Raw genomic sequence first — 22383 nt, forward strand, 5'->3', positions numbered from 1 at the left:
AGCCGTGTGCTCCGGCGAAAGACGAGGCGGCGGTGTCTCAGTGCCGGAAGTGGCGCACGCCTGTGAACACCATGGCGAGACCCGCGTCGTCGGCGGCGCGGATCACCTCGTCGTCGCGCATCGAGCCGCCGGGCTGGATCACGGCGGTGGCGCCGGCCTCGGCCGCGGCGAGCAGGCCGTCGGCGAAGGGGAAGAAGGCGTCCGAGGCCACCGCCGAGCCCTTGGCCAGGCTCTCGGACAGCCCGAGGCGCTGCGCCGCCTCCGTGGCCTTGCGCGCGGCGGTGATCGAGGAATCGACCCGCGACATCTGCCCGGCGCCGATGCCGACCGTGGCGCCGCCCCGCGCGTAGACGATGGCGTTCGACTTGACGTGCTTGGCCACGCGGTAGGCGAAGCGCATGTCGGCAAGTTCGGCCTCGCTCGGCTGCCGCTTGGTGACAACGGTCAGGTTCATGTCGTCCACGCTCAGCGCGTCCCGGCCCTGGACGAGGAAGCCGCCGGCGACGGTGCGGATGGTCTCGCCCTTCGCCCGCGGATCGGCGAGGCCGCCCGCGAGCAGGAGCCGCAGGTTCTTCTTGGCGCCGACGATGGCCATGGCCTCCTCGGAGGCGTCGGGGGCGATGATGACCTCGGTGAAGATCTCGACGATCTTCCTTGCGGCCTCGGCATCGAGGGGGCGGTTCAGGGCGACGATGCCGCCGAAGGCCGAGGTCGGATCGCAGGCGAGCGCCCGCTCATAGGCTTCCAGCAGGCTCGGTGCTTGCGCCACGCCGCAGGGATTGGCGTGCTTGATGATCGCCACCGCCGCCGTCCGGGCGGGGTCGAACTCGGCGACGCACTCGTAGGCGGCGTCGGTGTCGTTGAGATTGTTGTAGGAAAGCGCCTTGCCCTGCACCTGCCGTGCGGTGGCGATGCCGGGGCGCAGCGTGCCGGGCAGGCGGTAGAACGAGGCCGTCTGGTGCGGGTTCTCGCCGTAGCGCAGGCTCTGCGCCAGCGTGCCTCCGAGCGCCTTGAAGGTCGGAGCCTCGCTTCCCCCCTCGACCTCGGCGAGCCAGTTGGCGATGGCCGCGTCGTAGGAGGCCGTGCGCGAGAACGCCTTCTGCGCCAGCCGCCGCCGGGTCGCGGCGGTGAGGCTGCCCGAATTGTCGGCGAGTTCGGCGAGGACGGCGTCGTAATCGGCGACATCGACCACCACCGCCACGTCGGCGTGGTTCTTGGCGGCCGCCCGGATCATCGCCGGCCCGCCGACATCGATGTTCTCGACGCAGTCGTCATAGGCCTTGCCGGCCTTCAGCGTCTCCTCGAACGGGTAGAGATTGACCACGAGCAGATCGATGGCGCCGATGCCGTGGGCGGCGAGCGCCGCCTGATGCTCGGGATTGTCGCGCACCGCGAGCAGACCGCCGTGGACGGCCGGGTGCAGCGTCTTCACGCGCCCGTCCATCATCTCGGGAAAGCGCGTCAGCTCCGCGACCTCGGTGACGGGCAGGCCTGCCTCGGTCAGGGCCCGGTGGGTGCCCCCCGTCGAGACAAGGGTGACGCCTCGCTGGTTCAGGGCGGCCGCGAAGGCCGTCAGCCCGGTCTTGTCCGAAACGGAAAGGAGGGCGCGGGTGACCCGGATCTGGTCGCGCGGCATCGTTGTGGCCTTGAATCGTCGAGGGAAATCGCGCGCGCGGTAGCACGGAACCGGCCGGAGCGGCCAGTTCGCCGGCGAAAAGCCCCTGTGCACGCGCGCGAAAGTGTCTCCCGTTCCGTCAGACCCGCTCGATCCGCCAGCGCACCAGCATGTCCTCGGCCACCGTCAGGTGCAGCACGAGCTGCGCCGTGCGGCGGGCACCGACGACGCCCGCGAAGTAGACGCTGTCCTCGATCGCCAGCGTCGCGCCCTCGGCCGTGAAGCGCCAGGTTTCCCCGGTCTGAAGGGTCAGCAGCACGCCGCCCTCCTCCTGCGCCTGCACGGTGACCGCCGTGTGGAGATGGAAGCGCACCGCCACCGCGGGCGGGTGCCCGCGCCGGTGCCGGCCGTCGCGGCGGAAGGCGTCCTCGCCCTCCAAGCGCACCGGCGCCTCGGCGAGCCGCCAGCGGCGCTCGTGGACGATCCCGAACTCGCTGGCGTAGCCGTCGTGCCGGGCGGCGAGGACGAGCGCGCCCGGCTCGGTGCGCCGCTCGACCGCGACGTCGGTCGGTCCCCTCAGCACCACGGGGCCGCGCCGCGCCAGCAGCCAGCGTGCGGCGAGCCGACGGCCCCACCAGCCCTCGGGTTCGTCGAGGAAGCGGCAGGAGGAGGTATCGGCGACCGTCGCGGTCGCGTGCGCGGCGGTGCTGCGGGACATCCGGCGCACCTCGCCGCCGCTCGCCGGGGTGCCGCAATTGACGACGATGCGCTGGGCCCCGCTCGTCAGCTCGAAGGAGAGGCAGCCCGCGCCGGCCTCGCGCGACTGCTCCATCGGCGGCGGTGCGCCGACATCGCAGACCAGGACGACCCGCCCGGTCTCCAGCCGGGCATAGCCGGAATGGGGGGCGTACATCAGCGGCTCGGTGCCGGCCCCGTCATAGACCAGCAGCGTAGCGAGATGGTCGGCGGCCGTCACGCCCATGCCGTTGAAGTGGCTGAGCGAGGCGTCGCCGTGGCGCAGCAGGCGCAGGGCCGGCAGCATCCGGTCGACGGCGCGCAGGAGCGCCTCCGGCGGATCGACGCTGCGGCTGAGGAAGCTCTGGCGCAGGGGCAGCAGGTCGAGCAGCAGCTCCATGGCGAAGCGCGGGTCGCGGGAGCGGTGGCCGCCATCCGGCAGGATCTGCGCGTCGAGTTCGCGCACGAGGATCCGCGTTGCCCGGCGCAGGATCGGCTCGATTCCCTCGCAGCACAGGCCGGCATAGGTGAGCGCCACCGCCGCGAGCAGGCGCGATTGCGGCGGGGCAGAGCGGCGCAGCGAGCGCTCCAGATCCCGCGCGCCCTTGCCGACCGCCTTAAGGAAGCCCTGATAGAAGGCGTGGTCGGCCCCCTCCAGCACCAGCGGCGACTGGCACAGGAACGAGATCAGCCGCCGCGCGGCCACGGGCACCGGGCTCGCGCGAGCCGCCTCGCCGCGACCGCTCATGAAGTCCGAGACGAAGGCCCGGGCGTTGGCGCGGGCGAGCGCCGTGTCGGCGGCGCGCAGGTGGCGCAGCCAGCCGAAGCCATAGAGCGCGTCCGCCCATTCGGGGGAGGGGGGATCGTAATCGAAGGGTGAGCGCCCGCTCACCACCAGCGAGCGGCCGGCGAAGACGAACAGGCCGGAATAGATGTCGTCGGCCAGCGATGCGTCGCTGGTGCGCAGGTCGTGGGGCGCGATGACGAGGGCGGTCACCCGGGCGCGGGTGAGGATCTCGGGCCGCGCCGTGAACCGCGCCGCCCGCTCGCGGACCGCGCGCACCACCTCGCGGCCGAGGAGACGGTAGAGCTGCCAGCGTTCGGGGCCCCTGCCCAAGCGGAATCCTCCGAGCCTCGTGGAGCCCCGCCTCCGCGCGTGGGGGAGGGGCGGTGCCGAGCCGTTGTCCTGATGCGCGCATCCGCGCCGCGATCCCGATCGGCCGATCGCGTTCGGCCCGAGCCGCGCCGGGCGCGACGGGGCACCGGAGGGCCCGCTTCGGCGAAGCTTAGGCCGGCCCTCTTAACCTTTCGCTAACGCTGTGTCGTCCTTTTCCCGCCCCGCATCGCGCGATGCCTCCGGCGGGAGAGGGGGGGGGACGACGGCCGCGCCGTCAGGCCGGCCCCGTCTCGACGGGGCGGGCGGGATCCGAGCCCCATTCCGCCCACGAGCCGTCGTAGAGGGCCCGCGGCGGTCGCCCGAGCGTCTCCAGCGCCAGCGCGACGATGGCCGCCGTCACGCCGGAGCCGCAGGTCGTGATCACGGGCTGGCCGAGATCGACCCCGGCCTCGGCGATCGCCGCGCGCAGGGAGGCTTCGTCCCGCAGGCGGCCATTGGCCTGGAGGGCGGCGTAGTGGAGGTTCTTGGCGCCGGGCATGTGGCCGGGGCGCACGCCCGCGCGCGGCTCGGCCTCCTCGCCGCGGAAGCGCGGCCCGGAGCGGGCATCGACCACCTGGACCGTGCCGCCGGCCAGGGCCCGGGCGATGTCGCCCGCGTCGGCCACGGCGCCGTTGTCGAGCCGGGCGGTGAAGTGGCGCCGGTCCCGCGGGCGGCCCTCGCCGTCCTCGGTGGGGTAGCCGGCCGCGATCCAGGCCGGCAGGCCGCCTTCCAGGATCGAGACGTCGCGCATGCCGAAGGTCTGCAGCATCCAGCGCACCCGCGGAGCCGAGAACAGGCCCATCCCGTCATAGACGACCACCTGCGCCCCGTCGCCGACGCCGAGCGCCCGCATCCGCGAGGAGAACACCTCGGGCCGGGGCAGCATGTGCGGAAGGGGAGATTCGGTGTCGCTCATCGCGTCGAGGTCGAAGCGGATGGCGCCGGGAACATGCGCCGCCCGGTACTCGGCCTCGGCGTCGCGCCCCTGCGCCGGCAGGTACCACGAGGCGTCGAGCACGACGATGTCGGGCGCGCTCAGGCGCTGGTGCAGCCAGTCCGGCGTCACGAAGGGCGATGTCGTCATGGATCTCCTCGCTCGCGAGTCTGCCCCGGCGGTCAGACACCACATCCGGCATCGGCGAGGTTTCGGCAAGGCCGGGGATGGGAAACCCCCGCGTCACCGCGTCCCGTTTGTCCGGCGCCCTTTCGCCGGCCTGCGGGCGGCCCGATCTTGCGGTATGCCCCGATCGAGAGAGGCGAGGAGCCGAAACGACGTGCGAGAGACCTATCACATTGAGGTGCTCGGCCCCGAGGAGGCCGACGCGCCGGGGGGCGTCCAGCAGCGGATCTCGGTTCGCACGCCGACCCGGGAGGGCGCCGAGGAGCGCGCGCGGCGGATGTTCGCCCGGGCGCGGGTGCCGCAACGCAGCCGTCCGGCCGCGGAGGCGGTGCGGGTGATCGACGGGGCGGGGATCGAGGTCTTCCGAATGAGCCGGTTCGACGAAGGGTAGGCCACGCCGCACTGATGCGGCCCCACGAGCGAGACCTCGCGGAACCGCACCGATCATCCATGCGCCGCGGGCGGCCCGATGCTGCTCAGGCGAAGGTGCCGTCGCCGAAGGTCGAACGGCCCTCAACGGCGCCGTATTCGAGATAGTGCTGCAGGGGGTTGAGGCCCGCTGCCGCCACATCCCCGTAGGCCGAGAGGTAGGCCTTGGTGTCGAACTGCGCCGAGGGATCACGTCCCTCCTTCCAGCCGTAGGTCAGGTAGTGCTCGAGGGGGTTGATGCCGGCCGCCGCGACGTCCTTGTAGGCCGCCAGATAGCCCTTCGTGTCGAAGAAGGCGTTCGGATCGCGGCCCTCGCGCCAGCCGTAATCGTTGTAGTGCTGCTCGGCGTCGTTGCCGTTCCGGTAAACGTCACCGTAGCGGCTGAAGTAGAACAGGTCGTCGACGAGCGCGTTGCCGTCGCCCTGCACGATCGCGCGGTCGGCGAACTCGAAGATCTCGGTGTTCTTGACCGTATCGGTCGAGTTCGAACCGCCAATGATGGACAGGGTGCCGGCCGACGAGACCCGGGCATCGGCGAAGTTGAAGGCGAACACCGCCGTGTCGGTGCCGACCGCCCCGTCGAGGATGTTGGCGCCCGAGCCGCCCGACATCCGGTCGTCGCCGAAATCGCCGAAGACGGTGTCGTTGCCCGCGTCCCCGAACAGGAGGTCGTTGCCCGCGTCGCCATCGACGAGGTCGTCGCCGTCGCCGCCGCGGACGGTGTCGTAGTCGTCGCCGCCGGCCACGAAGTCGTTGCCCGCCTCGCCGACGACGAGGTCGGCGCCCGCCTCGCCGACCAGGAAGTCGTTCCCCGATCCGCCGTAGAGGGCGTCGTCACCGGGATTGCCGGCCGCGTAGTCGTCGCCGTCCTGACCGTAGATCGTGTCGTTGCCGGCCTCGCCGATGATCTGGTCGGCGCCGTTCCCGCCGAAGATCGTGTCGTTGCCCGGCCCGCCGGCGATGAAGTCGAGTCCGGTGCCGCCGGTGATCGTGTCGTTTCCGTCCTGGCCGTCGATCCGGTTGAAGCCGCCCGGGTCGGAGATGGTGTCGTTCCCGAGCAATCCAAGAATGATGTCGTCGCCGGCCGTGCCGTTGAGAATGTTGTCCCCGTTCGTTCCCGAAATGATCGCCATCGTCTGTCTCCTGCCCACAGAGCCGCCAAGCAGCCGTCCTGGCATCCAATGCAGACGTGGGGCGGTTCCCGCCGGAATGAATATTTTTGGTTAGTACAATAAATGATAAAAATCGGCGCGCTGTGTGCGCCGTCATTTCAAATGAAGGGATTTAGACTTGAGCGTATCGAGCTTTGCCGTCAGGAGAGGCTTCGAAAGCTGTTTTGCGGCGCGAGTGCGTTCTTCAATGCGGCGATCGTCCGTGGCGGCCGGCCCACTGTCGGGTGAGGCACCGTCATTGACTTCGCAGGTGCAACGTCGCATATCGCAGGTGCAGCGTCAGCGGCCGAACGGGGTCGCTTGAGGGGGCTGCGTGACGGTTCGCGTCTCGTTTCGAGATCGCGCCCCGGCCCCTCTCTTCAACGTGCATGCACCCCAGGCTGCCCCATCACGCGGGCCGCCTTCCGGACCGACGGACCCGCCGACGATCCCGCGTGAGCCTTGCTCGCCGGCCCCGGGTTCAGCTGCCTCGAAAGTACCCACTTGACCCAGTTTACCGATTTCGGCCTTGCCGAGCCCGTCCTGCGCGCGCTTGCCGAGGCCGGCTACGTGACGCCGACGCCGATCCAGTCGCAGGCCATTCCGGCCGCGATGGAGGGCCGCGACCTCTGCGGCATCGCCCAGACCGGCACCGGCAAGACCGCCGCCTTCGCCCTGCCGATCCTGCACCGCCTCTCGCTCGACAACCGCCGCGCCCCGCGCCGCGGCTGCCGCGTCCTCGTCCTCTCGCCGACCCGCGAGCTGGCGAGCCAGATCGCCGAGAGCTTCTCCGACTATTCCCGCCATCTGCCCTACACCAACACGGTCGTGTTCGGCGGCGTGAACATCAGCCGTCAGGAGCGCGCGGTCGCGCCGGGCGTTGACATCCTCGTCGCCACGCCGGGCCGCCTGATCGACCTCGTCGACCGGCGGGCGCTGACGCTCGAGGGCGTCGAGATCCTCGTCCTCGACGAGGCCGACCAGATGCTCGACCTCGGCTTCATCCACGCGCTCAAGCGCATCGTGAAGATGCTGCCGGCGCGGCGCCAGAGCCTGTTCTTCTCGGCCACCATGCCGAAGAACATCGCCGGGCTCGCCGACCAGTATCTCTCCAACCCAGTGCAGGTCGCGGTGACGCCCGTGGCGACCACCGCCGAGCGCGTCGAGCAGCAGGTCATCTTCTGCCACACCGGCGCCAAGCAGGCGCTGCTGAACCACATCCTGCGCGATCCCAAGATCGAGCGGGTGCTCGTCTTCACCCGCACCAAGCACGGCGCGGACCGGGTGGTGCGCGGTCTCGACAAGGCCGGCATCGTCGGCGCGGCGATCCACGGCAACAAGAGCCAGCCGCAGCGCGAGCGGGCGCTGGCCGCCTTCCGCGACGGCTCCTGCCGGGTGCTGGTCGCCACCGACATCGCCGCCCGCGGCATCGATGTCGAGGGTGTGACCCACGTCGTGAACTACGACCTGCCGAACGTCCCCGAATCCTACGTCCACCGGATCGGCCGCACGGCCCGCGCCGGCGCCGAAGGTCAGGCGATCTCGTTCTGCAACGACGAGGAGCGCGCGTATCTCCGCGACATCGAGCGCACCACGCGCCAGAAGGTGCCGGTGGCCGGCTTCCCGGAGGGCTTCGCGCCCCCGTCCCGCCAGGAGGCGCAGGAGACGGCCGCCGAGGAGGCGCGCCGTCCGCCGCGCCAGCCGCAGGGCCGTCCCGGCCAGCGCCAGGGCCGCCCCGGCGGTCGCGGCGGCGAGGGGCGTGGAGAGGGACGCGGCGAGCCGCGCGCGCACGAGGGCCGTGGCGGTCGCCCGGGTCAGCCGGGTCACCGGCAGGACCAGCGCTCCGGTGCGCCCCGCTCCGACGCGCCGCGGCCCGATCAGCGCCGTCCCGAGCGGGCCGGCGAGGGTCGGCCCCAGGCAGCCCGGCCCCAGGGCGCACGTCCGCAGGGCGGTCGTCCGAACGGCGGCGCCCGTCGTCCCGACGGCCAGCCCGGCCGCTCCGGCGGCGAGGGCGGCCGCGCGATCGGCTGGCTCGATCGCGCTCCGCGCTCCTGATCGGCTCAGCGCGCCGTCCATCCCTCGCGAAACGCCTGCTGAGCCCTCCGCGTCAGGTTGGGTCCCGAGCGGGCGCTTCGTGAGACAATCCGAATCGATCCTTTCGGCGCGGGATGCGTTCTATCCCGCGCCGCGCTTTTTTCGACGCGCGGTCCGGCAGGAGGGATGCGGGATGCGCTTCGAACTCTATCGTGACGCGGGTGGCGAGTGGCGCTGGCGCCTCCGGGTCCAGAACGGCAACGTCATCGCCGATTCCGGCGAGGGCTATGTCCGCCGGGAGGATTGCGAGCACGCCATCGCCTTGGTGAAGCGCAGCGGCGAGGCGTCCACCGTCGACATGACGATGAAGATCGCCTGATTGTCACCCCGCCCCGGCGGGACTCCGCGAAACCCTTTCGGTCGCTCGTGCGTTTGGGCCTCGGCGGCATGCCGGCAGAGGCATGTGCGTTCGCGATTGCCGTAGAGGGAATGCAGACTTGCTGAAAAAACTCCTGATCGCCGCGCTGATGGCCCTCGGCCTCGTCGCGGTCGCCCCGCAGGGCGCTTCGGCCGCCCCGGTCGGCCCGGCCGCTGCCCTAGTGGCCGACGCGGCACCGGTCGCCGCCGAGAAGGCGCAGTACTACCGTCGCGGCTGGGGTCCGCGTCCGTATTACGGCCGCCGCTTCTACGGCCCGCGCCCGTTCTACCGTCGCCCCTATTACGGCCGCCGCTTCTACGGTGGTCCGCGCCGGTTCTACGGCCCGCGCCGGTTCTACTACTGAGCCGAACCGCGCGCCCGGCATTGCGGGGCGCGCGATCGAGACGGCCCGACGCCGAAGACCCCGGAGCCTCGCCCCGGGGTTTTTCCTTGGGCGACGGTCACAGGGTCGTTGTCGCCGGGGCGCTGGCCGCCGGAGGCCGAACCGTTATAGGATCATACCTTGCCGAGCCGGCCCGCGTCAGACGGGCCGCTCTGGAGGACGCCCGATGATCGATCTCGTGACGCAGCAGCGCGCGGCGGCGCGCTTCCGCAACCTGTCCTGGCAGGACATCCCCCTCGAACTCTTCGTCTGCGCGGCGGCGATCATCCTCGCCGCCGGCTTGAAGCTCGCCGGGATCATGCCCTGACGCGGGCTTCGGGCCGGCCCTGGCGCGCATCCTGCGGCCGTGCTTGGCTCCCATCAACGAGTCGCGGACGGGGGAGGGGGCGATGACGCGGGCGATCGACGGGGACGAGGAGCATCCGATCGGCGACCTGACGGTGCGCACCATCGCCATGCCCGCCGACACCAACGCCAACGGCGACATCTTCGGCGGCTGGGTGCTCTCGCAGATGGATCAGGCCGGCGGCATCGCCGGGGTCGAGCGGGCCCAGGGCCGGGTCGTCACGGTGGCGGTCGATGCGATGACCTTCATCCGCCCCGTGCGCGTCGGGGACGTGCTGTGCGTCTACACCCGGATCGGCCATGTCGGGCGCACGTCGATGAAGATCCACCTCGAAGCCTGGGCGCGCCGCTTCCAGACGCAGTTCCGCGAGAAGGTGACGGAGGCGACCTTCACCTTCGTCGCCATCGACGACGAGGGCCGGCCCCGTCCGATCCCTGTCCAGACCTGAGCGGGCCCGCATTGGCGCTTCGCCCGGTGGCGGGCTAGAACCGGACGAGAGCCGTCCACGAGAGCCAGACGAGTCCGCATGCCCGCCACGCCCCGCGCCGCGATCATCCCGGTCACCCCGTTCCAGCAGAACTGCACCCTGATCTGGGACGATGCCACGAAGGTCGGCGCGGTGGTCGATCCGGGCGGGGATCTCGACCGAATCGAGGCGGCCATCCGTTCGCAGGGCGTCACCGTCGAGAAGATCCTGCTGACGCACGGCCATATCGACCATGCCGGCGGCGCCGCGGAGCTCAAGGAACTGCTGGGCGTGCCCGTCGAGGGGCCGCACGAGGCGGACAAGTTCCTGCTCGACTCGCTGCCCGAGACCGGCGCGAGCTACGGCCTGGAGGGCGCCCGCGCGATCGCGCCGGACCGCTGGCTGAACGAGGGCGACGCCGTCACCGTCGGAGGCCTGACCTTCGACATCTGGCACGCCCCCGGCCATTCCCCGGGCAGCGTCGTCTTCATGAGCCGCGACGCCCGCTTCGCCCTGGTCGGCGACGTGGTGTTCCAGGGCTCTGTCGGCCGCACCGACCTGCCCGGAGGCAGCCACGAGCAGCTCATCCGCATGATCAAGGAGAAGGTGCTGCCGCTCGGCGACGACGTGGCCTTCATCCCCGGCCACGGGCCGACCGGCACGCTGGGTCAGGAGCGGGCGACGAACCCGTTCCTGCAGGACTGACCGGCAGGGATGCTCACGATCGCGCGCCGCTGGGCGGCTCGCCCACGGGAGGGCAGCCGACCGGCCGGCGCGCCTAACGGAGGATTAACGAGAACCGCGTCACAAAGCGGGTCGTAGCGGCGCTTTCCCGACGCGAAAAGCGATGCAAAATCAGGGGGGAACGCCTATATGAATGCGACACGGAGATAGCAGGCACGCCCGGCCCGGCCGGTGTCGAAAAGAGGCTCGCGAGCCGCCTGCCCGAGGAATTTCATGGCTGACTCCCCGAACACTGAACACGCCGATGACTACGGCGCGGAATCGATCCGCGTTCTCAAGGGCCTGGATGCCGTGCGCAAGCGGCCCGGCATGTATATCGGCGACACCGACGACGGTTCCGGCCTCCACCACATGATCTACGAGGTGGTGGACAACGCCATCGACGAGGCGCTGGCCGGCCATGCCGACCTCGTGACCGTGACGCTCAACGCCGACGGCTCCGTGACGGTCTCCGACAACGGGCGCGGCATCCCCACCGACATCCACAAGGAGGAGGGGGTCTCGGCGGCCGAGGTCATCATGACCCAGCTCCATGCCGGCGGGAAGTTCGACCAGAACTCCTACAAGGTCTCGGGTGGCCTGCACGGCGTCGGTGTCTCGGTCGTCAACGCGCTCTCTACCAGCCTCAAGCTGCGAATCTGGCGCGCTGGCAAGGAGCACCGGATGGAGTTCCGCCACGGCGATGCGGTGGCGCCGTTGGAGGTGGTCGGTCCGGCGGGCGACCGGCGCGGCACGGAGGTGACTTTCCTGCCCTCGACCGAAACCTTCACGATGACGGAGTTCGATTATCCGACGCTGGAAAAGCGCCTGCGCGAACTCGCCTTCCTGAATTCGGGCGTGCGCATCGTGCTCACCGACGCCCGCCACGCCGAGCACAAGCGCGAGGAGCTGTGCTACGAGGGCGGCGTCGAGGCTTTCGTGCGCTATCTCGACCGCTCCCGCAAACCCGTCGACGGCATGGCCAAGCCCGTGACCGTGCTCGGCGAGCGCGACGGCATCCGCGTCGAGGTGGCGTTCTGGTGGAACGACTCGTTCAACGAGACGGTCCTGCCGTTCACCAACAACATCCCGCAACGCGACGGCGGCACGCATATGGCGGGCTTCCGCGCCGCGCTGACGCGCCAGATGACCGGCTACGCCGAATCCTCGGGCATCGCCAAGAAGGAGAAGGTCTCCCTCACCGGCGACGATTGCCGCGAGGGGCTGACCGCGGTCATCTCGGTGCAGGTGCCCGATCCGAAATTCTCCTCGCAGACCAAGGACAAGCTCGTCTCGTCCGAGGTGCGCCCGGCGGTCGAGAACATCCTCAACGAGGGCCTCTCGACCTGGCTGGAGGAGAATCCGGCCCAGGCGCGCTCGGTGATGGCGAAGGTCGTGCTGGCGGCCGCCGCCCGCGAGGCGGCGCGCAAGGCGCGCGAGACCATCACCCGCAAGGGCGCGCTCGACATCGCCTCGCTGCCCGGCAAGCTCGCCGATTGCCAGGAGCGCGATCCGTCGAAGTGCGAGCTGCTGCTGGTGGAGGGCGATTCCGCCGGCGGCTCGGCCAAGCAGGGCCGCGACCGGACCTTCCAGGCGGTTCTGCCGCTGCGCGGGAAGATCCTGAACGTCGAGCGGGTCCGCGCCGACCGGATGCTGTCCTCGGCCGAGATCGGCACGCTGATCACGGCGCTCGGCGCCGGCATCGGCCGCTCGAGCACCGATCGCGAGGGCTTCAACCCGGACAAGCTGCGCTACCACCGCATCATCATCATGACCGATGCGGACGTGGACGGCTCGCACATCCGAACCCTGCTCCTGACGTTCTTCTTCCGCCAGATGCCGGAGCTGATCGAGCGCGGGCACCTCTACATCGCTCAGCCGCCGCTCTACAAAGCGGAGCGGGGGCGGCGCGTGCTCTACCTCAAGGACGAGCGGGCGCTGGAAGATTACCTGATCGATCAGGGCGTCGAAGGTGCCGTGCTGCGGCTGGCCTCCGGCACCGAGTTCGGTGGCCCGCAGCTCAAGACCCTGGTGGAGGAGGCTCGCGCCTTCCGCGGCATCCTCGGCAGCCTCCACACCCGCTACGACCGCGCCGTGGTCGAGCAGGCGGTGCTGGCGGGCGCCTTCGAGAAGGACGCCGCCGAGCATCCCGGCGAGGCGGAGGTGCTGGCCGACCGCACCGCCAAGCGGCTCGACCGGATCGCCGACGAGATCGAGAAGGGCTGGACCGGCGCAGCCTCGGAGGGCGGCTACGTCTTCAGCCGCACCTTGCGCAGCGTCACCCAGGTCGCGAACCTCGATGCCACGCTGCTCTCCTCGCAGGAGGCGCGCCGCCTCGCCGAGCGGGCCGAGACCCTGCGCGAGATCTACGCCGAGCCGGTGACGCTAGCCCGCAAGGGTGACGAGACCGAACTCTACGGACCGGTCGGCTTGTTCGAGGCGGTGATGGCCTTCGGCCGCAAGGGGCTGCAGCTGCAGCGCTACAAGGGGCTGGGCGAGATGACGGCCCAGCAGCTCTGGGAGACGACCCTCGACCGCGACGTGCGCTCGCTGCTGCAGGTGAAGGTCAAGGATACGACCGACGCCGACGACCTGTTCGTCAAGCTGATGGGCGACGTGGTCGAGCCGCGGCGCGAGTTCATCCAGGAAAACGCACTCAGCGTGGCCAATCTCGACGTGTAAGCTGTCCGGTGGCGCGGGATCAGACCCGTGCCGCCGAGAGGCCGTCCGGCAAGCCCTCGTACGAGCTGACGAGGAAGGCCCGCGCCCGGCTGACGCGGCTCTTCACCGTGCCGACCTGACAGCCGAGCTGCTCGGCGGCCTCCTCGTAGGTGAAGCCTTCCGCACCCACGAGCAACAGGGCCTGCCGCTGCGGCAGCGGCAATGTGCCGATCAGGTTCATCACCATGCGCAGGCCCGCCGCGTGCTCCTGATCCGGATGCGCCGTGAGCATGCCGGCATGAACGCCGTCGGCATCTTCCACTTCCCGGCGGCCCTTGCGCACTTCGGTGTAGAACTGGTTGCGCAGGATCGTGAACAGCCACGCCGTGAAGTTGGTGCCCGGCGTGAAGCGCTCTCGGTTCGCCCAGGCCTTGACCATGGTCTCCTGAACCAGGTCGTCGGCCCGGGCCGGGTTGGCGGTGAGCGAGATCGCGAAGGTGCGCAGCATCGGCAGCGCCTTCACGAGATCGTCCCGGAAGATCACCTCCATCCGAGTGCCATGGACGGCGAGCGCCGCCTCGAACTGCTGGATGAGTTCGGCCAACCGGTTCGGGAGAGGGGCCTGTCCGGCCAGATCGAAATAGTCGCGCAGGGCCAAGGTGAGGTGACCGGGCACGGCTTTTGCCGCTTCGCCCCGGTTTTCACCGGGAGCTTCTGGCAAGAGGGGGTGCGTCGGGTCGTCGATCATCCGAAGGGAAGCCTCGGGTTGCGTCGGGGAGCGTGCGAAGTAGTCCCTGTTCGGTAGCAATTGAAAAATGAACTGACTCTAAACGGACGCTTCGGCGGAGTGATCGGCTCTCGTCCCGCCGAGCAAAGGAACGGATCGGAACCAGTTTTTTTGTTTCCGAAGGTATCTGCGAAACTAACCGCCCGGCGTCGGCAGAGGCTGAACATTGCCCTAAGGCACGCTTCTGCTTCCAAGGCTGATCGCACGAAGCTTGGCCTGATCCGACCGATTCGGATTGCCGGTCGGTGGAATGTGCCTCGGTCGAAGTGACAGGCTCGGTCGCCGCGAGGGTTGGACCGCGCAGGCGAGATGAGGCCGGTATGGGGCGCGCGGACGCGGGCCCGTATCCTCTTGGCGCCAGGATCGCCCGTCTTAGTTTCCCGCGTTGAGAACATCGTGCCGGATGTCGTATCCGGCACGATGTTCGAGCCTCTTGTTTCGCATCGTCTCTCTCCGAAAGCCGGCAGCCACCTTTCGGGACGATGCTCCAGCGCGGCCATTTTCGGCGGGAGTCCCAGGATGCTTGAAGAATTCAAGAAGTTTGCCCTGCGCGGCAACGTGGTCGATCTCGCTGTCGGCGTGATCATCGGCGCCGCTTTCGGCGCCATCGTCAATTCGCTGGTGCAGGACATTATCATGCCGATCGTCGGCGCGATCACGGGCGGACTCGACTTCTCGAACTACTACATCCCGCTCTCGTCCAAGGTGCAGTCCGGCATGGCCTATGCCGATGCCAAGAAGGTCGGCGCGGTGGTCGGCTACGGCCAGTTCCTGACGCTCGCCGTCAACTTCACCATCGTCGCCTTCGTGCTCTTCCTCGTGATCCGCGCCATGAACTCCCTGAAATCGCGGGAGGAGGCCAAGCCGGAGGCCGTCGCCGAGGTGCCGGCGGACGTGAAGCTCCTGTCGGAGATCCGCGATCTCCTGGCCGCCCGGAGGGCCTGAGCCCCTCCTCAGGGCTTGGTGGCGTCGTTGTCCGGCGGCGCGATCCCGAAGGCGTCGAGAATGCGGTCGAGCGCCTGCTCGACCGCCTCGGTGCCCTCTTCGTGGGTCTTCAACCGGGTCTCCAGCCGACGGATCTGCGGCTCGAATTTCGGCGGCACGGCCGGCTGCTCGTCGCCGAGATAGCGCGGTTCGGGCACGACCTCGGTGAGGACGCCGCGCAACTCGTGGCCGAGATGGTCGCGTACGGATTCCGGCAGGGGCGGGCTGTCGGAGGCGTTCTCGGGCGTCGGATCGGGCGTGGTCATCGTCTGTCCTGATCGGGGCGCGAAGGTCTCGGTCACTTCAACGATTGAAGACGGACAGCGTTGCGAGCGATCTCACCGGGACGATTTTGCAAAGGTGCGAGACGACACCGAAACGCGCAGGCTCGAACACTCGGCGTCGGTCGAACGGATACGAAAGGGCCGGCCTCCTCAACAAAACGGCCCCGGCACACAGGGTGCCGGGGCCGGATCGAACCGCACCAAGACGTGCGGCACATCATCGATCGTTAGTCGAGCACTTCGATGACCCGGTGGCGGCCATCGACCAGCACCGGCCGATCGTTCACGACGGTGTAGCGGGTGCCGCGGGTGACCTTGTACTCCGAGGGAACCTCGTAATAGGTCACGCCGGAATCGGGCAGGGTGCTGCCGACGGCGAGGCGACCGTCGTAATCGTAGGAGCGCACGTTGCGCTCGCGGACGTAGGAGCGGAAGCGCGGACGATCCTCGACGCCGAGAATGCCGCCGATCGTGCCGGTCGCCGCGCCGACCGCGCCGCCGACGATTCCGCCGATCGGGCCGGCCGCCGCCGCGCCGTCCTCGGCACCGCGCTCGGCACCGCGCAGGGTGCCCTGAGCCTGAGCCGCCATGGGCAGGGAGAGGGCGAGGGCAGAGGCGGCGAGAAGGGTCTTGATCTTCATTCGTGGATCTCCGTCGTTGCGACGTTCACCGCACCGTGAATGCGGCGAAGCATGCCCCAACAACGCCCGATCGGCGGATAGGGATGCACGAAAAGGTGAGAAAGGCCGAGATTGCTGCCGTTCCCACAAAGCGGAGATGAACCTTCGCGGATCGCCTCCTTGCAGCGGCGCGTATCTTTTCCGCTCAGGCGGGGCGCGTCCGCGCGAGGAACTCGGCCACGCGCGCCAGGGCGCTTTCGATGTTCTCGGCTGAGTTGGCGTAGGAGAGGCGCAGATAGCCCTCGCCGTGGATGCCGAAATCGGGTCCGCCGATCACGGCCACACCCGCGTCCTCCAGAAGCGCGGAGGCAAGTGCCTTCGCCTTCCAACCGGTCCCGGCGACGTTCGGGAAAGCGTAGAAGGCGCCCTTGGGCACGATGCAGGACAGGCCGGGAATGGCATTGAGGCCGTCCACGATGAGGCTGCGGCGGCGGTCGAAGGCAGCCATCATCTCGGTCACGCAGTCCTGCGGGCCGTCGAGCGCCGCGACCCCGGCCCACTGCGCGGCGGCGTTCACGCAGGAGAACGAGTTCACCGCGAGCTTGCGGGCGGCGTCGTAGAACGGCTTCGGCCAGACCGACCAGCCGAGACGCCAGCCCGTCATCGCGTAGGTCTTCGAGGCGCCGTCGAGGGTGATCAGCCGGTCGCGGATCTCGGGATAGCCGAGCAGCGAGACGTGCGCCTGCCCGTCATAGGTCATGGTGCCGTAGATCTCGTCCGAGAGCACGGCGAGATCCGGATGGGCCGCGAGGCCCTTCACCAGGGCATCGACTTCCGCCTTCGGCGTCACGCCACCGGTCGGGTTGGCCGGCGAGTTGACGATCAGGAGGCGCGTGCGCTCCGTGACGAGGGATAGGGTCTCCTGTGCCGAGACGGCGAAGCCGTTGGCCTCGCGGATCGGCACCGGCACCGGGGTGGCCCCGGTGAACTCGATCATCGAGCGATAGATCGGAAAACCGGGATCGGGGTAGAGAATCTCGGCGCCGGGCTCGCCGAACATCAGGATCGCCATGAACATGGTGACCTTGCCGCCCGGCACCACCATGACCGAATCGGGCGAAACCTCGACGCCGTGGCGCCGAAGGATGTCGCGCGCCACCGCCTCGCGGAGCGCAGGAATGCCGACGGCCGGGGTGTAGCCGTGATGGCCGTCGCGCAGCGCCTTGACGCCCGCTTCCACGATGTGGGGCGGCGTCGGAAAATCCGGCTGGCCGATGCCGAGATTGACGATGTCCCGGCCCTGGGCCGCCAGAGCGCCCGCACGGGCGAGGACGGCGAAGGCGTTCTCCTCGCCGATCCGGCCGAAGGCGGGGACGGTTCGCATCACGACCTGCGGCCCTCGCTCAGGAGCGCGGACGGGTGCGCGCCGCTTCAGGCCTGGGAGCGCTCGGCGAGCCGGCTCGCGGCGAAGGAGATCGCGCCGCCGACGACGAACAGGATCGCGAAGGTCTTGACCGAGGCCCAGAACAGGGCCGGCTCGATCCCCGTATCCAGGAAGAGCACGGCGAGGACCGCGCCGATGGGGAGGAGCAGCAGGGACAGGAGCGGAACCAGCGGGTTCATTCGACGACACTCGCGAAGCGTGAGGGGCCGCGGCGCGGCCCGAACGAAAATCAGGCAGCGGCGGTCTTAGCATCGCCGTTCCGCCGGAGGAAACTCCCGCCGGCTCAGAATCTCGACGCTCACGCTTCGACGACGGCCAAACAGGCTTCAGGCGGGGATCCGCACCGTCGCCCGCAGGCCGCCCAGCGGGCTGTCCTGCAGCGCGACATCGCCGCCATGCGCCCTGGCGATGTCGCGGGCGATGGCCAGGCCGAGACCCGAGCCGCCCGCATCCTGGCGCGCGTCGTCGAGACGCACGAACGGCTTGAACACCTCCTCCCGGCTCTCGACCGGGATGCCCGGTCCGTCGTCGTCGATCGAGACGAGGAAGGAGCGGTGCTCGCGCTTGCCCGAGATGGCCACGGTGTCGGCGTAGCGCGCGGCGTTGGCGGCGAGGTTGAACAGGCAGCGCCGGAAGGCGTCCGGCCGCACGGTCACCGTCGGGTGCCCGTCGAGCTCGACCGCCTCGACATGGGCGCCCAGCCGCTCCACGTCGCTGCGCAGATCCTCCAGCATGGTGCGCATGTCGGTCTCGGCGGCGGTCTCGGCGGAATCCCCCCGGGCGAAGGCGAGGTAGCCCTCCAACATCCGGCTCATCTCGTCCACGTCGCGCTGGAGATCCTCCACCTCCGGTGTCTGCTCGACCAGGGCGAGCGAGAGCTTGAAGCGGGTGATGATGGTGCGCAGGTCGTGGCTCACGCCGTTGAGCATGGCCGTGCGCTGCTCCATGGCGCGCTCGATGCGCCGCTTCATCTCGATGAAGGCATGGCCCGCCTGCCGGACCTCGCGGGCGCCGCGGGGCTTGAACTCGATCTCCCGCCCCTTGCCGAACCCCTCCGCCACCGCGGAGAGCCGCAGGATCGGCTTGATCTGGTTGCGCAGGAACAGGATCGCCACGCCGAGCAGCACCAGCGAGGAGCCGGTCATCCAGAGCAGGAAGATGTGCGAGTTCGAGGCGTAGGCTTGGTTGCGGCGGGCGGTGATCCGCATCACGCCCTCAGGAATCGCGACCCGGATCTCGATCAGGTTCGAGCGGCCCACGGTGTCGATCCAGAACGGCCGGCGGATCTGGCGGCGGATCTCGTCGGAAAGCACCTCGTCGAGGATCGAGAAGAACGGCCGCGGCCCCGGACTCGGCAGCTTGGCCCCCTTCAGGATGTCGAGATCGAGGTTCAGGCGCTCGCCGGCGATGCGCCCCAGCGTCTCGGCGTTCTTGTCCTGCGGATAGGACTCGTAGATGTCCATGAGTGCGGCGACATCGGCGGTGACGGCCGCCGAGAGGCGCCGCGTCACGAGCTGCCAGTGCCGCTCCATGAAGGTGTAGGCGATCACCGATTGCAGCAGCACCATCGGCGCGATGATGATGATCAGCGAGCGGGCGTAGAGGCCCTTGGGCAGCACGTCGCCGACGGCGCGGCTGACCCGCCGCCAGATCTTTCGGATCCGGCCGAACGGCCCCGTCAGGGCGCCGGTCGGGCGGGATGCGGTCGCGGAGGGGCCGGCGGGGGCCGCCATGGCATGCCTCAATCGAGGGCGAGGCGGTAGCCGACGCCGCGCACGGTGTGCAGGAAGCTCGGATTGGCCGGGTCCGGCTCGATCTTGCGGCGCAGGCGGTTGATCTGCACGTCGATGGTGCGCTCGGCCGCCAGACCGCCATTGCCGGCCAGGGTCTCGCGCTCGACATTGCCGCCGCGCGCCTGCGCCAGCATGGTCAGGATCTCCCGCTCGCGCTCGGTGATCTTCAGCGGCTCGTTGTCGCGGCGCAGCTCGCCCCGGTCCGCGCGGAAGCTGAAGGGGCCGAAGCTCACCGCCTCGTCGCCGATGGGGCGGCTCTGCGGCGCCGAGGCGTGGCGGCGGATGATGTTGTTGAGCCGAAGGATCAGCTCGCGCGGCTCGAAGGGCTTGGGCAGGTAGTCGTCGGCGCCGATCTCCAGGCCCGTCACCCGGTCGTTCGGGTTGGAGCGGGCCGTCAGCATCAGGATCGGCACCCGCGAGGTCTCGCGCACGGAGCGGGCGTAGTCGAAGCCGCTCTCGCCCGGCATCATCACGTCGAGCACCAGGGCGTCGAAGACGAAGCACTGGCCGCGCGAGCGCGCCTCGGCCGCGCTCGCCGCGGCGGTGACGCGGAAGCCCTGCTCGCAGAGGAAGCGGGAGAGGAGTTCGCGCACCCGGCGGTCGTCGTCGACGAGCAGGATGTGCGGCGCGTGGTCCGGCAGTTCCGGCCGGGCCCGGAGGGCATTCCCCGCCGACATCAGGCGCGCACCGTGGCGCGGCGGGCCATCAGACGACGGATGGCGGCGCGCTCGGCCGGTTCGATCATCGCGAGCAGGAAATCCTGGGCCGAGGCCGCGCGGGCGTCGCGGTTGCGCTCGCCCTCGTCCTCCTCGGCCGGCGCGTCGAGCGCCCGAACGATCCGGCGGACCTGGACGCGGGTGAGGTCGGCCGTCAGCGCCCGCCCGGACGGCGTGCAGAACAGGAGCCGCTGGCGCCGGTCGCTGGTGCCGGTCCGCTGCTCGACATAGCCCTGATCGATCAAGTCCTTCAGCACCCGGTTGAGACTCTGCTTGGTGATGCGCAGGATATCGAGGAGTTCGGCGATGGTGAGGCCGGGATAGCGATCGACGAAATGCAGCACCCGGTGATGTGCCCGCCCGAAGCCGTACTGCGCCAGGATCCGGTCGGGATCGGCGACGAAATCGCGATAGGCGAAGAACAGAAGTTCGATCAGGTCGTCGCTCTCGCCGCCCGCCTCCGCCAGGCCCGGGAACGGGTCCTCGCCGGCCGGCTGAACGGCCATCTCGGCGCTTCTCGTCATCACGCGGGTCACGTCGGGGACACCTCGGTCGGCGGCGGATGGAGGGGCTTCAGCCGGGTCGGGAAGATAAGTCAGTGTTGTTGACATATCTCAGCCTCGTTGCTACCCGTCAACCCGTCCGGCTATGCCCGCTCCCCGCGACGACGAGCGGCGGCGCGCCGGTTATCCGACCACCTGCGACCCTGCGGCCCTGGCTCCGCTGAAGGCCGCGCAGAGGAACTTCGAGAGATGTCCGTGATCCCGTTCGACGAGCGCGAGGGCACGATCTGGTTCGACGGTGCCATGGTGCCGTGGCGCGAGGCGAAGATCCACGTTCTCAGCCACGGCCTCCACTACGGATCGGCGGTGTTCGAGGGCGAGCGGGCCTATGGCGGCCGGATCTTCAAGAGCCGGGAGCATTCCGAGCGCCTGCGCCGCTCGGCTCAGCTGCTCGACTTCGAGATCCCGTTCTCCGTCGACGAGATCGAGGCGGCCAAGGCGCAGGTGCTGGCCACCAGCGGTCTGACGGACGCCTATCTGCGCCCCGTGGCGTGGCGCGGCTCCGAGATGATGGGCGTCGCGGCGCAGAAGAACACCATCCATCTCGCCATCGCCGCCTGGGAATGGCCGAGCTACTTCGACCCGGCGACCAAGATGAAGGGCATCCGCCTCGACATCGCCGATTACCGCCGCCCCGATCCGCGCACGGCCCCCTCCACCTCGAAGGCGGCGGGCCTCTACATGATCTGCACGATCTCCAAGCACCGGGCCGAGAACAAGGGCTACGCCGACGCGCTGATGCTCGACTGGGAGGACAACGTCGCCGAATGCACCGGCGCCAACGTGTTCTTCATCGCCGACGGCGTGATCCACACGCCTCAGGCCGACCGCTTCCTCGACGGCCTCACCCGCCAGACGGTGATCGAACTGGCCAAGCGCCGCGGCGTCCGGGTGGTGGAGCGGCGCATCCGGCCCGAGGAAATGGCCGATTTCTCCGAGTGCTTCATCACCGGCTCGGCGGCCGAGGTGACCCCGGTGGCCGAGATCGGCCCCTACCGCTTCACGCCCGCCGCCCTGACCAAGACGCTGATGGATGATTACCTCGCCGAGGTGCAGCCGCAGGCCGCGGCCGCCTGAGGCCGATCGAGGTTCCGGGTGGCGAGCCACGTGGAACCTCGCCCGCCGCGCCGCGTTCCTGGACAGAACATTCCATGAACGATGTGAGCGCGTCGATGACCGGCAAGACCACGAAGAATCAGGCTCAGGCCGAGAACCCGAAATCCGATCCGACGGACGAGTCGAACCGGATCAAGGATCCCGACGAGTGGACGACCGGGGCCGAACCGATGACCGGCGCCCAGGCTTCCTATCTCAAGACGCTGTCCGAGCAGGCGAAGTCCCCGGAGGCCTTCGAGGCCGATCTCGATAAGGCGGAAGCCTCCAAGCGCATCGACGCCCTGCGCAAGGAGACGGGCAAGGACTGAGGCCGCTTCACGAAACGCCCGGCGATGGTCACCCTCCGTCGCCGGCCCGCCGCACAGGGCTCGGAGGCGGCCCATCCTGAGGGCGATTGCCGCGATCCGGCTTTCCCCACGTTCGCGATGGTGTGAGCCAAATTTCGGGACGATGTTAAGCCCGTCGCAAGTTCAAGCCGGCAGTCTCGGCGGGTTGAAACCTTGCCGGAATGATGCGCCGTGCGTCCGCTCCCCTCAGTTCGGCGTCACGCGCCCCGCCTCTCGGTGCGAAACCTTCGGCGGTTCGTTCGGCACGAGGGCGGCGCGACCGCACTCGAATTCGGGTTGGTCGCCGCGTTCATGGCCATCGCGACCTTGGCGGCGATGAGCATCTTCGGCAACGCGCTGACCGAGTTCTTCGCCAAGCTCCCGCTGCTCTTCCCGTCGTAGCGGGCCGGGCTTCCTCGCCCTCGGACGGCGCGGCGGCGAACGACAGACCGATATTCCATCTGCCGGCCGACCCGGCCGCGAGAGCCGCCTT

24 protein-coding genes are annotated in these 22383 nt (G+C 69.6%); 12 read left to right on the plus strand and 12 right to left on the minus strand.

The genetic code is table 11. The features are described from left to right. Window positions 1–37: 37 nt before the first annotated feature. The 3 genes from purH to sseA all read right to left on the minus strand — a co-directional run bounded on the left by purH (window position 38) and on the right by sseA (window position 4590). Complete coding sequence (gene purH, locus ACPCJR_RS00685) at window positions 38–1636, minus strand: bifunctional phosphoribosylaminoimidazolecarboxamide formyltransferase/IMP cyclohydrolase (RefSeq protein WP_391511162.1); 1599 nt, start codon at window positions 1634–1636, stop codon at window positions 38–40. 118 nt (window positions 1637–1754) lie between these two features. Further along, complete coding sequence (locus ACPCJR_RS00690; protein ID WP_391511161.1) at window positions 1755–3467, minus strand: heparinase II/III family protein; 1713 nt, start codon at window positions 3465–3467, stop codon at window positions 1755–1757. 274 nt (window positions 3468–3741) lie between these two features. Beyond that, window positions 3742–4590 (minus strand): 3-mercaptopyruvate sulfurtransferase, encoded by an 849-nt coding sequence (sseA, locus tag ACPCJR_RS00695; protein WP_391511160.1) that lies wholly within the window; start codon window positions 4588–4590, stop codon window positions 3742–3744. 190 nt (window positions 4591–4780) lie between these two features. On the opposite strand from sseA, the gene ACPCJR_RS00700 reads away from it, so the two are divergent. After that, complete coding sequence (locus ACPCJR_RS00700; RefSeq protein ID WP_391511159.1) at window positions 4781–5017, plus strand: hypothetical protein; 237 nt, start codon at window positions 4781–4783, stop codon at window positions 5015–5017. A gap of 85 nt (window positions 5018–5102) precedes the next feature. Here ACPCJR_RS00700 and ACPCJR_RS00705 read toward each other — a convergent pair whose 3' ends face one another. After that, window positions 5103–6188 carry a calcium-binding protein gene (locus ACPCJR_RS00705; RefSeq protein ID WP_391511158.1) on the minus strand — a complete coding sequence of 362 codons (1086 nt, stop codon included), beginning with the start codon at window positions 6186–6188 and terminating at the stop codon, window positions 5103–5105. A gap of 522 nt (window positions 6189–6710) precedes the next feature. Between ACPCJR_RS00705 and ACPCJR_RS00710 the strand changes: the two genes are divergently transcribed. The 7 genes from ACPCJR_RS00710 to gyrB all read left to right on the plus strand — a co-directional run bounded on the left by ACPCJR_RS00710 (window position 6711) and on the right by gyrB (window position 13278). Further along, entirely contained in the window at window positions 6711–8261 is a 1551-nt protein-coding gene (locus ACPCJR_RS00710) for a DEAD/DEAH box helicase (protein WP_391511157.1), read from the plus strand. Between the two features lie 172 nt (window positions 8262–8433). After that, window positions 8434–8619: a YegP family protein gene (locus ACPCJR_RS00715; RefSeq protein WP_110353766.1), complete on the plus strand. Its 186-nt coding sequence runs from the start codon at window positions 8434–8436 to the stop codon at window positions 8617–8619. A gap of 118 nt (window positions 8620–8737) precedes the next feature. Beyond that, window positions 8738–9022, plus strand: a complete 285-nt coding sequence (locus ACPCJR_RS00720) for a hypothetical protein (RefSeq protein WP_110353765.1) — start codon at window positions 8738–8740, stop codon at window positions 9020–9022. A 205-nt stretch (window positions 9023–9227) separates the two neighbouring features. Continuing rightward, window positions 9228–9368 (plus strand): hypothetical protein, encoded by a 141-nt coding sequence (locus ACPCJR_RS00725; RefSeq protein ID WP_391511156.1) that lies wholly within the window; start codon window positions 9228–9230, stop codon window positions 9366–9368. 82 nt (window positions 9369–9450) lie between these two features. After that, the gene (locus ACPCJR_RS00730) at window positions 9451–9855 is read left to right on the plus strand and encodes an acyl-CoA thioesterase (protein ID WP_391511155.1); all 405 of its coding nucleotides are present in this window, start codon (window positions 9451–9453) and stop codon (window positions 9853–9855) included. 78 nt (window positions 9856–9933) lie between these two features. Then, window positions 9934–10578 carry an MBL fold metallo-hydrolase gene (locus tag ACPCJR_RS00735; protein ID WP_391511154.1) on the plus strand — a complete coding sequence of 215 codons (645 nt, stop codon included), beginning with the start codon at window positions 9934–9936 and terminating at the stop codon, window positions 10576–10578. Window positions 10579–10830: 252 nt separating this feature from the next. After that, the gene (gyrB, locus tag ACPCJR_RS00740; RefSeq protein ID WP_391511153.1) at window positions 10831–13278 is read left to right on the plus strand and encodes a DNA topoisomerase (ATP-hydrolyzing) subunit B; all 2448 of its coding nucleotides are present in this window, start codon (window positions 10831–10833) and stop codon (window positions 13276–13278) included. A 19-nt stretch (window positions 13279–13297) separates the two neighbouring features. Here the strand turns inward: gyrB and ACPCJR_RS00745 are convergent, their stop codons facing one another. Then, entirely contained in the window at window positions 13298–14005 is a 708-nt protein-coding gene (locus ACPCJR_RS00745; protein ID WP_391511152.1) for a sigma-70 family RNA polymerase sigma factor, read from the minus strand. A 558-nt stretch (window positions 14006–14563) separates the two neighbouring features. Here ACPCJR_RS00745 and mscL point away from each other — a divergent pair. Next, window positions 14564–14989 carry a large conductance mechanosensitive channel protein MscL gene (gene mscL, locus ACPCJR_RS00750; protein ID WP_391511151.1) on the plus strand — a complete coding sequence of 142 codons (426 nt, stop codon included), beginning with the start codon at window positions 14564–14566 and terminating at the stop codon, window positions 14987–14989. 8 nt (window positions 14990–14997) lie between these two features. On the opposite strand, the gene ACPCJR_RS00755 is transcribed toward mscL, so the two are convergent. The 7 genes from ACPCJR_RS00755 to ACPCJR_RS00785 form a co-directional block, all read right to left on the minus strand. After that, window positions 14998–15294, minus strand: a complete 297-nt coding sequence (locus ACPCJR_RS00755; protein ID WP_391511150.1) for a hypothetical protein — start codon at window positions 15292–15294, stop codon at window positions 14998–15000. A gap of 245 nt (window positions 15295–15539) precedes the next feature. Then, the gene (locus ACPCJR_RS00760; protein WP_391511149.1) at window positions 15540–15953 is read right to left on the minus strand and encodes a DUF1236 domain-containing protein; all 414 of its coding nucleotides are present in this window, start codon (window positions 15951–15953) and stop codon (window positions 15540–15542) included. A gap of 184 nt (window positions 15954–16137) precedes the next feature. Beyond that, complete coding sequence (locus ACPCJR_RS00765) at window positions 16138–17319, minus strand: pyridoxal phosphate-dependent aminotransferase (protein ID WP_391511148.1); 1182 nt, start codon at window positions 17317–17319, stop codon at window positions 16138–16140. A 44-nt stretch (window positions 17320–17363) separates the two neighbouring features. Then, the gene (locus ACPCJR_RS00770) at window positions 17364–17555 is read right to left on the minus strand and encodes a hypothetical protein (protein ID WP_391511147.1); all 192 of its coding nucleotides are present in this window, start codon (window positions 17553–17555) and stop codon (window positions 17364–17366) included. 147 nt (window positions 17556–17702) lie between these two features. After that, window positions 17703–19109 carry an ATP-binding protein gene (locus ACPCJR_RS00775; RefSeq protein WP_391511146.1) on the minus strand — a complete coding sequence of 469 codons (1407 nt, stop codon included), beginning with the start codon at window positions 19107–19109 and terminating at the stop codon, window positions 17703–17705. Between the two features lie 8 nt (window positions 19110–19117). Then, entirely contained in the window at window positions 19118–19846 is a 729-nt protein-coding gene (locus ACPCJR_RS00780) for a response regulator (RefSeq protein WP_391511145.1), read from the minus strand. Beyond that, window positions 19846–20391 (minus strand): MarR family winged helix-turn-helix transcriptional regulator, encoded by a 546-nt coding sequence (locus ACPCJR_RS00785; RefSeq protein WP_391511144.1) that lies wholly within the window; start codon window positions 20389–20391, stop codon window positions 19846–19848. Before ACPCJR_RS00785 ends, ACPCJR_RS00780 begins: the two co-directional genes overlap by 1 nt. Before the next feature lie 246 nt (window positions 20392–20637). Between ACPCJR_RS00785 and ACPCJR_RS00790 the strand changes: the two genes are divergently transcribed. From ACPCJR_RS00790 to ACPCJR_RS00800, 3 genes are all read left to right on the plus strand, one after another. Beyond that, window positions 20638–21525 carry a branched-chain amino acid aminotransferase gene (locus ACPCJR_RS00790; RefSeq protein WP_391511143.1) on the plus strand — a complete coding sequence of 296 codons (888 nt, stop codon included), beginning with the start codon at window positions 20638–20640 and terminating at the stop codon, window positions 21523–21525. A 74-nt stretch (window positions 21526–21599) separates the two neighbouring features. After that, window positions 21600–21872: a DUF3072 domain-containing protein gene (locus tag ACPCJR_RS00795; protein ID WP_391511142.1), complete on the plus strand. Its 273-nt coding sequence runs from the start codon at window positions 21600–21602 to the stop codon at window positions 21870–21872. Window positions 21873–22127: 255 nt separating this feature from the next. Next, window positions 22128–22292, plus strand: a complete 165-nt coding sequence (locus ACPCJR_RS00800; RefSeq protein WP_391516784.1) for a Flp family type IVb pilin — start codon at window positions 22128–22130, stop codon at window positions 22290–22292. The last annotated feature ends 91 nt before the right edge of the window (window positions 22293–22383 follow it).

It is taken from the genome of Methylobacterium sp. NPDC097929, assembly GCF_049543375.1.
GTDB lineage: Bacteria > Pseudomonadota > Alphaproteobacteria > Rhizobiales > Beijerinckiaceae > Methylobacterium.